Genomic DNA, 12839 nt, shown 5'->3' on the forward strand with positions numbered 1-12839 from the left:
CGTCTGAAAAGTTTTCAGACGGCCTGCTTATTCCAAAAGAAAATCCCGTGAGCGCAACCGAACCGTTCGATTTACCTCTTTTTCTGAAAAATCTGCCCAATCTACCGGGCGTGTACCGTTTTTTTGACGAAGACAACAATGTTTTGTATGTCGGCAAAGCGGTCAATCTCAAGCGGCGCGTTTCCAGCTATTTCCAAAAAAACGACCATTCGCCGCGCATCGCATTGATGGTAAAACAGGTTCACCATATCGAAACCACCATCACGCGTTCTGAAGCCGAAGCGCTGATTCTCGAAAACAACTTCATCAAAGCCTTGTCGCCGAAATACAATATTCTTTTCCGCGATGACAAAAGCTATCCTTATTTGATGCTCAGCGGCCATCAATATCCGCAAATGGCGTATTACCGCGGCACGCTGAAGAAACCAAATCAATATTTCGGCCCATATCCTAACAGCAACGCCGTGCGCGACAGCATTCAAGTGTTGCAAAAAGTCTTTATGCTGCGTACCTGCGAAGACAGCGTATTCGAGCATCGCGACCGTCCTTGTCTGCTGTACCAAATCAAACGCTGCACCGCGCCTTGTGTCGGCCACATCAGCGAAGAAGATTACCGCGACAGCGTGCGCGAGGCCGCAACTTTCCTCAATGGCAAAACCGACGAATTGACGCGCACCTTGCAACACAAGATGCAAACTGCCGCCGCGAATCTGCAATTTGAAGAAGCTGCCCGTTACCGCGATCAAATCCAAGCACTCGGCATCATGCAGAGTAATCAGTTTATCGACAGCAAAAATCCGAACAATCCCAACGATATTGATTTGCTCGCGCTGGCGGTTTCAGACGGCCTGGTTTGCGTACACTGGGTCAGCATACGCGGCGGACGGCATGTCGGCGATAAAAGCTTTTTCCCTGACACCAAAAACGATCCCGAGCCAAACGGGCAAGATTACGCCGAAGCCTTCGTCGCTCAACACTATCTGGGCAAAAGCAAACCCGACATCATCATCAGCAACTTTCCCGTTCCCGATGTGCTGAAAGAGGCTTTGGAAGGCGAACACGGCAAGCAGATGCAATTTGTCACCAAAACCATAGGCGAACGAAAAGTCTGGTTGAAAATGGCGGAACAAAACGCACAAATGGCGATTGCACAACGCCGCCTGCAACAAAGCAGTCAGCAACACCGTATTGATGAACTGGCCAAAATCCTCGGCATGGATTCAGACGGCCTCAACCGCCTTGAATGTTTCGATATCAGCCACACGCAAGGCGAGGCCACTATTGCGTCCTGCGTTGTGTACGATGAGCAAAACATCCAGCCTTCACAATACCGCCGCTATAATATCACGACCGCCAAGCCTGGCGATGACTACGCCGCCATGCGCGAAGTGTTGACGCGCCGTTACGGCAAAATGCAGGAGGCCGAAGCCAACGGCGAAAGCGCCAAATGGCCAGATGTCGTGTTGATTGACGGCGGCAAAGGGCAAATCGGCGTAGCCGTATCAGTATGGGAAGAACTTGGGTTGCACATTCCTTTGGTCGGTATCGCCAAAGGCCCTGAGCGCAAAGCCGGTATGGAAGAACTCATACTGCCTTTTACCGGCGAAGTCTTCCGCCTGCCACCCAACAGCCCGGCCTTGCATTTATTGCAAACCGTACGCGATGAATCGCACCGCTTTGCAATTACAGGCCACCGAAAAAAACGCGACAAAGCACGCGTTACTTCATCACTCAGCGAAATCCCCGGTATCGGCAGCAAACGCCGCCAAGCATTGCTTACCCGATTCGGCGGTCTGCGCGGTGTGATTGCAGCCAGCCGCGAGGACTTGGAAAAAGTGGAAGGCATCAGCAAAGCCTTGGCGGAAACCATTTACGAGCATCTGCACTGATTGGCTTGAACAGCAAAAAGGAACAATATGAAACCTGTCATCATCAAAAATATCGAGATCGGCAAAGGCCTGCCTAAAATTGCCGTGCCGCTGGTGGCCGCCAATACGCAGGAATTGGAGCAGGCTTTGCGCGTATTGAAAGAGACGGCTTTTGACATTATTGAATTTCGTGCAGATTTTTTTCAAGAAGCGCTTGATGCCGATTTTATTACCGAACAATTAGGCATTGTCCGACAGGCTTTTCCTGACAAGCCTTTACTGTTTACGTTTAGAAGGGCGCAAGAGGGCGGCAATACACCTTGTTCGGATGACTATTATTTTGAATTATTGGAAAAAATCATCCGTTCCAAACAAGCTGATATGATCGACATTGAGCTTTTTGCCGAGGAAAATGGCGTAAAACAAACCATAGCTTTGGCACATGAACATCAAACTGCCGCCTTGCTTTGCAATCACGATTTTCAAGCCACGCCGTCTTTGGTAGATATTACAGGCCGTCTGAAAACAATGGCCGAGTGGGGCGCGAATATCTGCAAAATTGCCGTGATGCCGCAATCGTCGCAAGATGTATTGACCTTATTACAGGCAACATATGATGTTTCACAAATTATCGACCGCCCGATTATTACTATGTCTATGGGTAAAATCGGAGCTGTCAGTCGCTTGGCCGGCTCGACTTTCGGCTCGGCCGTTACCTTTGGTGCGGCACAAAAAACGTCGGCCCCCGGCCAAATTGATGCCAACGAATTAAGGAAAATCTTGGCAATTTTGGGATAGTTTAATTATTAATATTCAAGGCCGTCTGAAAAATATTTTTCAGATGGCCTGATTTTTTTAAATTTATTTCTTTTAATTTTAAATAAAATAGGTAACAATGGGTTTCCTATTTTAATAACCAGAGGAGAAATAAAATGACTACTACTAAAGAAAACCTGGCGAATCCAGGTCCAGTAGGCCTGTGTGGCTTTGCATTGACAACTTGGTTGCTCAGCCTGATTAACGGCGGCTTTTTTACTGCTCAAGAGGGTGTCGGCTTAGTTTTGGGCATGGCTCTCGCCTTTGGTGGTATCGCCCAAGTTATTGCCGGCATGTTTGAGTTCAAGAAAGGTAATACGTTTGGCTTTACCGCTTTTATCAGCTATGGCGCCTTCTGGTGGACATGGGCTTTGTTTACCATCTTTTTTAAAGGTGAAACAGCCCCGGCATTTATCGGTTGGTATCTCTGCGCATGGGGTATGTTTTCGCTAATGATGTTTGTGGCCACCTTGACCAAGCCTAAAGTATTGAGCGGTATTTTCTTTTGCTTGACACTGACTTTCTTTGCATTGGGTATTGGCGATGGCATGGAAAATCATAGCATCGTCCATATCGGCGGTTGCTTAGGCTTGGTAACTGCACTTGGTGCGTTCTACTTGGCAGCGGCAGAAGTCATCAACGAATCTTTCGGCAAGACGGTTTTGCCGGTTGGCGAACGTAAGTAAGCTTGACCATACAAAATGCCGTCTGAACGGTGGAAATGAAATCAAAGATTTCGGCCACAATGTTCAGACGGCATTTTTTATTTATCTTCAAATAAATCGACATCAAATAAGTCCGGCTCTTTGATGCGCTCCCGACAATCGAGCTTGATGTCTTCAGTAACCCGACAGCAACACGGCAAAATTTCTCCGGGCGCGACAAAAGCGAGCGGAAAATTATCATAAGAGACTTTTCCATCCAAGATTTTGACCCGGCATGAACCGCAATAACCGCTGCGACATTGGTATTCAACCTCGTGACCGGTGCGCTCCAAGCCCTCCAATAAGGTTTCGCCTTGTTGGAGTTGGAAGGTTTTGTCGTGTGTGCTGATGAGTGCCATATGATTTGTTTGGATTGGAAAGGCCGTCTGAAACGGTGTAAAGACGAAATCAAAGATTTCTGCCACACCGTTCAGACGGCCTTGATCATAAAACCGAATGTTCGATTACAGCTCGAAATCGCCCAAATCGTCGGCATTGACTTCCGAATCAATCTGACCAATCAGGTAAGAGGAAATTTCTACTTCCTGCGGCGCAACCTGTACATTGTCAGAAGACAGCCATGCGTTAATCCAAGGAATCGGATTTTGAGTCGCACCTTCAAATCCAGCAGGAAGGCCAACCGCCTGCATGCGCAGATTGGTAATATATTCAACGTATTGAGCCAAAATTTCTTTATTCAGGCCAATCATGGAACCGTCTTTAAACAGATATGCCGCCCATTCTTTTTCCTGCTCGGCTGCTTTTTTGAAGAGATTGAAACACTCGTCCTGTAATTCATTTGCAATTTCAGCCATTTCAGGATCATCGGCACCGGCACGCATCAGGTTCAGCATATGCTGGGTGCTGGTTAAATGCAGTGCTTCATCGCGGGCAATCAGCTTGATGATTTTGGCGTTGCCTTCCATCAATTCGCGCTCGGCAAAGGCGAACGAGCAGGCAAATGAAACGTAGAAGCGGATGGCTTCCAATACATTAACGCACATCAGGCAGAGATAGAGTTTTTTCTTCAGCTCACGTAAAGACACGGTAACAAGCTTGCCGCCGACATTGTGTGAACCTTCGCCCAACAGATTGTAATATTGGGTGTATTCAATCAAATCATCGTAATAGCAGGCAATGTCTTCAGCACGGGCGATGATGTATTTGTTTTGCACAATATCATCGAACACGACTGACGGATCATTTACGATATTGCGGATGATATGAGTGTAGCTGCGCGAGTGGATGGTTTCGCTGAAGCTCCACGTTTCAATCCAAGTTTCCAGCTCGGGAATAGACACCAAAGGCAAGAACGCGACATTCGGGCTGCGGCCTTGGATCGAATCGAGCAGGGTTTGGTATTTCAGATTGCTGATGAAAATATGTTTTTCATGTTCGGGCAGATTGGCGTAGTCAATACGGTCGCGCGACACGTCGATTTCTTCCGGACGCCAGAAGAAAGACAATTGTTTTTCGATCAGTTTTTCAAATACTTCGTATTTCTGCTGGTCATAACGGGCGACATTTACCGGTTGACCAAAAAACATCGGCTCTTTCAGCGCGTCGTTTTTGGTTTTGGAAAAGGTGCTGTATGACATGGTTAGGTGTTCGCAGGACATAATGTCTCTCTTTTTAAAAATTAGTCGACTTTTCTATTAATTGTTAATTCACCATATGAAACATGTTGAATTTTATCAATAAAGTGCCATCCTAAAATAGCGAAGACTAAAAGAACACTAATAAATACATAAAATTTATATTCAGCTAAGAATGACCAAATGGCATCCATATTTTTCCTTTTCTGGAAAATAACAACTTAGCTTCATATAGTAGTAGGTTTTAATTTAAGAAAATCCTTAAAGCCTTCTACTATCTAGAAGCCTTGGATATATTTCAAAAATCAGCCTATTTTAAATCTTACAAGCCCCGCCCGAACAGCCGTCATCTTGAATATCGGTCTGCGTATCGTCTGCGCCATCACGGGTGTTGTGGTAGTACAGGGTTTTGACGCCGTATTTATAGGCGGTCAGCAGGTCTTTGAGCATTTGTTTCATGGAAACTTTGCTGCCTTCAAATTTGTTCGGGTCGTAGGCGGTATTGGCGGAAATCGATTGATCGACAAATTTTTGCATTACACCGACGAGTTTCAGGTAGCCTTCGTTACCCGGAAGCTGCCACAGGGTTTCGTAGGCATCTTTCAGGGTTTCAAATTCCGGTACGACTTGTTTCAAAATACCGTCTTTTGATGCTTTAACGCTGACCAGGCCACGTGGAGGCTCGATGCCGTTGGTGGCGTTGGCAATTTGCGAGCTGGTTTCAGACGGCATGAGTGCGGTCAGGGTAGAGTTGCGCAGGCCGTATTTGACGATGCCAGCGCGCAGGCTTTCCCAGTCGTAATGCAAAGGCTCGCTGCACACGGCGTCCAAGTCTTTTTTGTAGGTGTCGATAGGCAGTTTGCCTTGCGAATAAACGGTTTGGTTGAAGAGCGGGCATGCGCCGTATTCTTTGGCAAGGTTTACCGATGCTTTGAGCAGGTAATACTGCATGGCTTCAAAGGTACGGTGGGTCAGGCCGAGCGCGGAATCGTCGCTGTAACGTACGCCGTTTTTCGCCAGATAGTAGGCGTAGTTGATGACGCCGATACCAAGCGTGCGGCGGTTCATGGTTGCGGTGCGTGCTGCTGCAACCGGATAGTCTTGATAATCCAACAGGGCATCAAGTGCGCGTACGGTCAAATCGGCAAGCTCTTCCAGTTCGTCCAAGTTGTTCAATGCGCCCAAGTTGAAGGCAGACAAGGTACACAAGGCAATTTCGCCGTTCGGATCGTTGATGTTATCCAAAGGCTTGGTCGGCAGGGCGATTTCCATACACAAGTTGGACTGATGAACAGGCGCAACGTGTGGATCAAACGGGCTGTGCGTGTTGCAGTGGTCAACGTTTTGGATGTAGATTCGACCGGTACCGGCGCGCTCCTGCATCAGGGTAGAGAACAATTCTGTTGCCGGCAAAGTACGTTTGCGGATGTTTGGATCTTGCTCGTATTGAGTGTAGAGGCGCTCGAATTCGTCTTGATCGGCGAAGAAGGCATCATACAAACCCGGAACTTCATTCGGCGAGAACAGGGTAATATTGCCGCCTTTGATCAAGCGGGTGTACAGCAGACGGTTGATTTGCACGCCGTAGTCCAGTTGGCGGATACGGTTGTCTTCTACGCCGCGGTTGTTTTTCAATACCAACAGGCTTTCGGCTTCGATGTGCCACAATGGGTAGAACAAGGTTGCCGCGCCACCGCGTACGCCGCCTTGCGAGCAGGATTTAACCGCCGCTTGGAACATTTTGAAGAATGGGATACAACCGGTGTGTTGTGCTTCGCCGCCACGGATTTCACTACCCAAGCCACGGATACGGCCGGCGTTGATGCCGATGCCTGCTCGTTGGGAAACGTATTTCACAATCGCGCTGGTGGTGGCGTTGATGGAGTCAAGGCTGTCGTCGCATTCAATCAACACGCAGCTTGAGAATTGACGGGTAGGCGTACGCACGCCGCTCATGATAGGTGTAGGCAGCGATACTTTGAATGTGGAAACGGCATCGTAAAAGCGTTTGACGTAATCCAAACGGGTCTCTTTCGGATATTTGCTGAAGAGACACATGGCGACCAAAATATATAAGAACTGCGGCGTTTCATAAATTTGGCGGGTAACGCGGTTTTGAACCAGATATTTGCCTTCCAGCTGTTTTACGGCTGCATAAGAGAAGGTCATATCGCGGCTGTGGTCGATATAGGCATTCAGCTCGTCGAATTCTTCGCGGCTGTAATCTGCGATGATGTGGCGGTCGTATTTACCTGCTTCGGTCAGTTTTTTAACGTGATCGTAGAGGTGGGGCGGTTCGAATTCGCCATAAGCGATTTTACGCAGATGGAAAATGGCGAGGCGGGCGGCCAGATATTGATAATCAGGCGTATCTTGTGAGATCAGGTCGGCCGCGGCCTTGATGATGGTTTCATGGATGTCGTCGGTACGGATACCGTTGTAAAACTGAATATGTGATTTGAGCTCGACTTGCGATACGGAGACGTTTTGTAAGCCTTCCGCCGCCCAAGTAACAACACGGTGGATTTTGTCTAAATTGATATCTTCCAAGCGTCCGTCGCGTTTGGTTACTTTAATATTCGTTGCTGCATTCATTGTTCAGTCTTCCCATTAAAAAACACAAGATACGGTATGTGATTGCTTTGAACGGCACAATATAATGTATTTTTCTTTGTTTAACTAGACTTGACAATGCGCTTTTTTCGGGGTGTGGATTAGGGGATGGGAGGCTTAAACTAGATTTTATGTGGCTTTGTGGCGATTTGGCATTATTTTGCGTTTGCATCACATTTTGCCAGACATTGGCTAGAGGCTTATGAAATAAAGAAATTTATATTCAGGTTTCGTCTAAATGGAAGGAGTGTTAAATTTTGCAAAGCAAGTAGTATGATGTAGTAATTAACCACATTTTTGTCATGTAAAAAATGGGCGTTTTGCCGGTGCCCTGGCGAAACATATAATGGAAAAACTATTTAGGAGGCGAATCATGTTAATGTTGAAAAATTTAGGTTCCGCACTGACGGCGGTTGCCGTATTGAGCTTGGGTACTTATTCTGCCGAAGTTGCGGCCAAACCGCATGGCCATCATGTGAGCAAACACCAGCAGGCAAAGAAAAACAAATTGCATCCTGCTTGTAAGAGATACCTTGAGCGCCGTGCCGCTTGGTATCGCTACAAAGGCAATAAGGCCGAGTTGAGGGAAAACCGTAAAGCGGCAAAAGCGTTCCGCGGTTTGTCTTATGCCGAGCAAAAAATTCAATGCCAAGCTGCTTATCAGGCATTTGATGATTTTGATCACGGCAAATTCCGCCGCCGTTAATCGTCTGATTTAAACAAAGGCCGTCTGAATGTTTCAGACGGCCTTTGATATTTATTTCTCAACAATGATTTTGTTTTCGGCTTGAGGCTCGTATTGGGTGGATTCATCACCGTAATACAACACGCCCAGCTTGATGGGGATGCGGCCTTGCGATTTGCGGTGGGCATTGGAGTCACGCAGGGAGTAGGCGCAACCGCAATATTCTTGTTGGTAGAAATGCTCGCGCTTGCTGATTTCAATCATGCGTGCGCTGCCGCCGCCTTTGCGCCAGTTGAAATCCCAATAAACCAAGTCATCGTACGGCTCGGCAGCGCGATGGCCGCAGCCGTTAATTTGTTTCATGTCTTTCCAGCGTGAAATGCCCAGTGAGCTGGTGAAGACATGAAAGCCGTTTTCATGGGCGTATTGCGCCGCTTTTTCAAAACGCATGTCGAAACACATGGTGCAGCGGATACCGCGTTCGGGTTCGAATTCCATGCCTTTGGCTTTGGCGAACCATTCTTTACGGTCGTTTTCGTAGTCATCGTCTTTATCGACAAAAGGGATGCCAAATTTGTCCGCAAAGCGCATATTTTCTTCTTTGCGCAACATATATTCTTTGTGTGGATGGATATTGGGGTTGTAAAAATAAATGGTGTATTCGATGCCGCTGGCAAGCATGGCTTCCATCACTTCGCCGGAACATGGGGCGCAGCAGGAATGCAGCAGGACTTTTTTATGGCCGCCGGGCGGAACGAGAATAGGGCGGTCAATATCGGTAACGATAGGCGTGGTTTTTTCGGTCATGGTTGTATTCTGTTTTTGATATTTTTTCAGACGGCCTTTATCTCTGAGGCCGTCTGAAGGGGTTGAAATCTATTTGTCTATTTTAACAGAGCAATACTTTATGGAACAGTTTGTTACTGCTTTTTCTTTTCGTTCAATGGCTTGAACTCTTGTTCATCCAGAGGCGGGGCTGCGAAGATGGTGTCTGGATTGGGGTGTGCCGCAAATTCTGCCAGCAGGTTGCGATAGTCCAGCGACTGCTTCATCAGTTCGGCCGCGGCGGTGCGCAGGTTGTCCACATCTTCTGGTGGCAGATAAAAACTGGTCGGAATGTTCAATACTTTTTCCCTCAACTCGGAAGGAGGGAGGTCTTTGAGGTTGAGGCTGACGAAGGAGAAGCTGATGCCGTCGGTTTGTTTGTCTTTATTCCACTGATCGACGAAGGCACGGAAACGGCGCAGGGATTCTTGCGAGTTTTGGTCAATGGGGATATTGACGATGGAGGAGACGACGTCGCGGAAACCGGGAACGGCCGCAGTTTTGTCCAAATTGCTGCTGACTTGGTTTTGCGCATTGACGTTGATGACGACGATATGGCGGATGTTGTTTTGCAGGATTTTGTTTGTCAGGATTTTTTCCGGGTACATTTCCGTCATATCCAAAAGGCTACGCATACCCAGATTGTCGGTCAGGCTGCCGTCTATCAGGTGGATGTAGGGTCGGTTTTTCCCGTCTGCGTATTTTTGGAAGCGCTCGTAAAATTCTTTTATGGTGCGGCTTTGTTGTCTGCCTGTTTCGCTGTCGTCTGCATCTTCGATTTTGATCGGCGGCGTGTAGTTGCAGCGTCCGCCGTTGTTGTTTAGGGTGATCGGTGCAAAGACCATGGGGACGGAACTGGATGCGGCGACGGCGCGGGCAAGTCGCAAGTCGCCCAAGTCGATACACATCGGGTCGAAATATTCCTGCGTGAAATTGAAACGCTCGCCTATGCCCATATCGGTGGCGGAAATGATGGCAAACGGGCCCTTGGCATTTTTTTCCAAATCGCGGAAAGTGGTTTTGCCGAAAAGGTAGTTTTCAAACTGCTCCTGCAACAGATCGCCGCGTCCGTATTCAGGCGAGGCCAGTCGGGGCAGGTTGGACATGGAAAACGCTTGTTTGACGACTTGGCGTTGGAAGTTTTGGTGTAGGAAACGTTTATAAAACAAGGGAATGGTTTCTTCGCCCTTGAGTGCAAAATAAGCTGCCAAAACCGAGCCGCCGGATACGCCGACCACTACATCGACATTCGACATCAAAGACTGTTTTTTGCCTCCGATAGTAATCTGCTGCTTATGAAGCTGCTCCAACACGCCATAACCCAAGGCCGCCGCGCGCGTACCACCGCCGGAGAACATCAACACAATAAGCGTATCGTCTTCATCGTTGTGCTGAAGCCGGCTGGTTTCAAAGCGGTAGCCGCGTTGCAGGTCGACCGTATCAATACTGGCAACAGGCTGATATTTCACCAGCGAACAGGCGGATAATAGGGCTGCGGAGAGCAGGGAAAGGGCAGATTTAAAAGGGAATTTCGGCATAAACACAGGAAAGTCGGTTGTTCATTCAAAACGGATTATAAAGGTTTTTAGACGGCCTTTATAGAAGGCGGACTTTTAGACGGCCTTTTTGCATCGATTTTCCGTTATAATCGACACAATCTTTATCTTTCCAAACCCTTATGGCGCAACCAAACCGCATCAACCACGAACCTATCTTTCTGCTTGCCTCCGCCCCGTGGCGCGAGAGCAGCTTGTGGGTGGAAGCTTTCAGCCGCCGTTATGGGCGGGTGGCTTTGTTGGCCAGAAGTGCGCGCAAACGGCAGAGCGAATTGCGCGGCGTGTTGGTGCCGTTTGTGCCGGTGAGCGCGTCTTGGTATGGTTCGCAAGAGTTGAAGACCCTGCATCGCGCCGAATGGATAGGCGGTTGGCCGCAGCCGCAGGGCAGGGCTTTGTTCAGTGGATTGTATGTGAACGAGTTGATGCTGAAATTGACCGTCCGCGAAGACCCGTTGCCCGAGCTTTATGATGTTTTGGCAAAGACCATGAAAACCATCTGTTGCGAGGCCAACCATATTGCCACTTTGCGCCGTTTTGAATGGTCGCTGCTGACACGCTTGGGCTTTGCCCCCGATTTGTTCCATGACGGCAACGGAAATGAAATCAACGGTGAAGAAACTTATTGGCTCACACCGGAAGAGGCTGTGGTTCCCCTGGCCGAGGCCGACCGTTTCCATGCGCTCAATAAGGGCGTTGCCGTATTGGGCGCGACGTTAATTGATTTGAGGGAAGGCAGTTTCGTTCATCAGGAAAGTCTGGGGCAGGCTTTGAAAGTGACGCGGCTTTTGATTGACAACCTTCTGCCCGAGGGCATCAAGTCTCGGCAGGTTTTGCAGCAGTTGCAGCAGTTTGGCTTGGGCAGTTGAATTTTTTTCAGACGGCCTGTGATATGAGCAGGCTCAGGCCGTCTGAAACTTTAATGAAAGGACATTATTATGTTGTTAGGCGTAAACATCGACCATATTGCCACCGTCCGCAATGCGCGCGGTACGATTTATCCCAGCCCTGTCGAAGCGGCGCTGATTGCGGAAACCCACGGCGCAGATTTGATTACCATGCACTTGCGTGAAGACCGCCGCCATATTAAAGATGCGGACGTGTTCGCTGTTAAAAACGCCATCCGCACGCGCCTGAATTTGGAAATGGCGCTGACGGAAGAAATGCTGGAAAACGCGCTTAACGTCATGCCGGAAGATGTGTGCCTCGTGCCTGAAAAACGTCAAGAAGTAACCACCGAAGGCGGTTTGGACGTATTGGCGCAACAGGATAAAGTGGCCGAGTTCACCAAAATCTTGACCGACGCAGGCATCCGCGTGTCCTTGTTTATCGATGCCGATAACGCGCAAATCCAAGCCGCTTATGATGTCGGCGCGCCCGTTATCGAGTTGCATACCGGTGCGTATGCCGATGCACACGGCCACGCCGAGCAGATGAAACAATTCGAGCGCATTCAAAACGGTGCGCATTACGCCAGCGATTTGGGCTTGATCGTCAACGCTGGACACGGCCTGACCATTCACAACGTAACGCCGATTGCCCAAATTCTCGCCATCCGCGAGCTGAACATCGGCCATTCGCTGATTTCCCAAGCACTCTTCCTCGGCTTGCCTGAAGCGGTCCGCCAAATGAAGGAAGTCATGTTCAGAGCCAGAATGCTGCCTTAACGGCATCAGCCATACAGGCTAAAGCGGTTTGCTTTGGCCTGTATTCACACTTTCAGACGGCCTGACTATTTAAACAAGGAGCAGACCCATGATTTACGGAATCGGTACAGACATTGTTTCCCTCAAACGCATTATCCGTTTGAACAAAAAATTCGGACTGGCATTTGCGCAACGCATTCTCAGCCCGGAAGAGCTGTTGGAGTTTCCGCAGGCAGGTAAACCGGTCAACTATCTTGCCAAACGCTTTGCCGCCAAGGAGGCTTTTGCCAAAGCCGTCGGGACGGGCATACGCGGCGTGGTGTCCTTCCGCAATATCGGTGTCGGACATGACGCATTGGGCAAACCTGAATTGTTTTTTGCACCGGCTTTGAGCAAATGGCTGGAAGAGCAGGGCATCCGCGGCTGTCATCTCAGTATGAGCGATGAAGAGGATACCGTTATGGCTTTTGTCATTGCGGAAAAATAAGGCCGGATTTAAGTATTCTGAAATAGAGCATCCTTTTCAGACGGCCT

General features: G+C 48.7%; 13 protein-coding genes. 7 read left to right on the forward strand and 6 right to left on the reverse strand.

The genetic code is table 11. The annotated features are described in order from the left end of the window. The first annotated feature begins 47 nt into the window (after nucleotides 1–47). From uvrC to ACTHTG_RS06750, 3 genes are all read left to right on the forward strand, one after another. Nucleotides 48–1889, forward strand: a complete 1842-nt coding sequence (gene uvrC, locus ACTHTG_RS06740; protein ID WP_049335213.1) for an excinuclease ABC subunit UvrC — start codon at nucleotides 48–50, stop codon at nucleotides 1887–1889. Between the two features lie 27 nt (nucleotides 1890–1916). Further along, nucleotides 1917–2666, forward strand: coding sequence for a type I 3-dehydroquinate dehydratase (gene aroD, locus ACTHTG_RS06745; RefSeq protein WP_004520356.1), 750 nt, complete (start codon nucleotides 1917–1919; stop codon nucleotides 2664–2666). Nucleotides 2667–2800: 134 nt separating this feature from the next. Further along, the gene (locus tag ACTHTG_RS06750; RefSeq protein WP_004520357.1) at nucleotides 2801–3370 is read left to right on the forward strand and encodes an acetate uptake transporter; all 570 of its coding nucleotides are present in this window, start codon (nucleotides 2801–2803) and stop codon (nucleotides 3368–3370) included. A gap of 77 nt (nucleotides 3371–3447) precedes the next feature. On the opposite strand, the gene yfaE is transcribed toward ACTHTG_RS06750, so the two are convergent. The 4 genes from yfaE to nrdA form a co-directional block, all read right to left on the reverse strand. Continuing rightward, complete coding sequence (yfaE, locus tag ACTHTG_RS06755) at nucleotides 3448–3747, reverse strand: class I ribonucleotide reductase maintenance protein YfaE (protein WP_003686421.1); 300 nt, start codon at nucleotides 3745–3747, stop codon at nucleotides 3448–3450. 105 nt (nucleotides 3748–3852) lie between these two features. After that, nucleotides 3853–4986, reverse strand: a complete 1134-nt coding sequence (gene nrdB / locus ACTHTG_RS06760; protein ID WP_004520359.1) for a class Ia ribonucleoside-diphosphate reductase subunit beta — start codon at nucleotides 4984–4986, stop codon at nucleotides 3853–3855. 41 nt (nucleotides 4987–5027) lie between these two features. Beyond that, nucleotides 5028–5177: a hypothetical protein gene (locus ACTHTG_RS06765; protein WP_004520360.1), complete on the reverse strand. Its 150-nt coding sequence runs from the start codon at nucleotides 5175–5177 to the stop codon at nucleotides 5028–5030. A 121-nt stretch (nucleotides 5178–5298) separates the two neighbouring features. Continuing rightward, nucleotides 5299–7578: a class 1a ribonucleoside-diphosphate reductase subunit alpha gene (nrdA, locus tag ACTHTG_RS06770; protein WP_004520361.1), complete on the reverse strand. Its 2280-nt coding sequence runs from the start codon at nucleotides 7576–7578 to the stop codon at nucleotides 5299–5301. Nucleotides 7579–7969: 391 nt separating this feature from the next. On the opposite strand from nrdA, the gene ACTHTG_RS06775 reads away from it, so the two are divergent. Beyond that, on the forward strand, nucleotides 7970–8302 hold the full coding sequence (locus ACTHTG_RS06775) for a hypothetical protein (protein WP_039862332.1): 333 nt from the start codon (nucleotides 7970–7972) through the stop codon (nucleotides 8300–8302). Nucleotides 8303–8353: 51 nt separating this feature from the next. On the opposite strand, the gene ACTHTG_RS06780 is transcribed toward ACTHTG_RS06775, so the two are convergent. Both ACTHTG_RS06780 and ACTHTG_RS06785 read right to left on the reverse strand, forming a co-directional pair. Then, the gene (locus tag ACTHTG_RS06780) at nucleotides 8354–9088 is read right to left on the reverse strand and encodes an epoxyqueuosine reductase QueH (RefSeq protein WP_004520363.1); all 735 of its coding nucleotides are present in this window, start codon (nucleotides 9086–9088) and stop codon (nucleotides 8354–8356) included. 113 nt (nucleotides 9089–9201) lie between these two features. Continuing rightward, nucleotides 9202–10644, reverse strand: a complete 1443-nt coding sequence (locus ACTHTG_RS06785) for a patatin-like phospholipase family protein (RefSeq protein ID WP_440360583.1) — start codon at nucleotides 10642–10644, stop codon at nucleotides 9202–9204. 140 nt (nucleotides 10645–10784) lie between these two features. Here ACTHTG_RS06785 and recO point away from each other — a divergent pair, with 140 nt between their 5' ends. The 3 genes from recO (at nucleotide 10785) to acpS (ending at nucleotide 12792) form a co-directional block, all read left to right on the forward strand. Next, nucleotides 10785–11528, forward strand: a complete 744-nt coding sequence (recO, locus tag ACTHTG_RS06790; protein ID WP_049335205.1) for a DNA repair protein RecO — start codon at nucleotides 10785–10787, stop codon at nucleotides 11526–11528. A gap of 69 nt (nucleotides 11529–11597) precedes the next feature. Further along, nucleotides 11598–12326 carry a pyridoxine 5'-phosphate synthase gene (gene pdxJ / locus ACTHTG_RS06795; RefSeq protein WP_004520366.1) on the forward strand — a complete coding sequence of 243 codons (729 nt, stop codon included), beginning with the start codon at nucleotides 11598–11600 and terminating at the stop codon, nucleotides 12324–12326. An 88-nt stretch (nucleotides 12327–12414) separates the two neighbouring features. After that, nucleotides 12415–12792, forward strand: coding sequence for a holo-ACP synthase (acpS, locus tag ACTHTG_RS06800; RefSeq protein ID WP_003746639.1), 378 nt, complete (start codon nucleotides 12415–12417; stop codon nucleotides 12790–12792). Nucleotides 12793–12839 lie beyond the last annotated feature (47 nt).

It is taken from the genome of Neisseria sp. P0017.S009, assembly GCF_051957375.1.
Classification (GTDB): Bacteria; Pseudomonadota; Gammaproteobacteria; order Burkholderiales; family Neisseriaceae; genus Neisseria; species Neisseria perflava.

Coding starts and splice junctions, on each gene's coding strand:
- nrdA (WP_004520361.1), bottom strand. CDS start 7,578: ATGAATGCAGCAACGAATATTAAAGTAACCAAACGCGACGGACGCTTG.
- ACTHTG_RS06765 (WP_004520360.1), bottom strand. CDS start 5,177: ATGGATGCCATTTGGTCATTCTTAGCTGAATATAAATTTTATGTATTT.
- recO (WP_049335205.1), top strand. CDS start 10,785: ATGGCGCAACCAAACCGCATCAACCACGAACCTATCTTTCTGCTTGCC.
- aroD (WP_004520356.1), top strand. CDS start 1,917: ATGAAACCTGTCATCATCAAAAATATCGAGATCGGCAAAGGCCTGCCT.
- nrdB (WP_004520359.1), bottom strand. CDS start 4,986: ATGTCATACAGCACCTTTTCCAAAACCAAAAACGACGCGCTGAAAGAG.
- ACTHTG_RS06750 (WP_004520357.1), top strand. CDS start 2,801: ATGACTACTACTAAAGAAAACCTGGCGAATCCAGGTCCAGTAGGCCTG.
- ACTHTG_RS06785 (WP_440360583.1), bottom strand. CDS start 10,644: ATGCCGAAATTCCCTTTTAAATCTGCCCTTTCCCTGCTCTCCGCAGCC.
- yfaE (WP_003686421.1), bottom strand. CDS start 3,747: ATGGCACTCATCAGCACACACGACAAAACCTTCCAACTCCAACAAGGC.
- ACTHTG_RS06775 (WP_039862332.1), top strand. CDS start 7,970: ATGTTAATGTTGAAAAATTTAGGTTCCGCACTGACGGCGGTTGCCGTA.
- acpS (WP_003746639.1), top strand. CDS start 12,415: ATGATTTACGGAATCGGTACAGACATTGTTTCCCTCAAACGCATTATC.
- pdxJ (WP_004520366.1), top strand. CDS start 11,598: ATGTTGTTAGGCGTAAACATCGACCATATTGCCACCGTCCGCAATGCG.
- ACTHTG_RS06780 (WP_004520363.1), bottom strand. CDS start 9,088: ATGACCGAAAAAACCACGCCTATCGTTACCGATATTGACCGCCCTATT.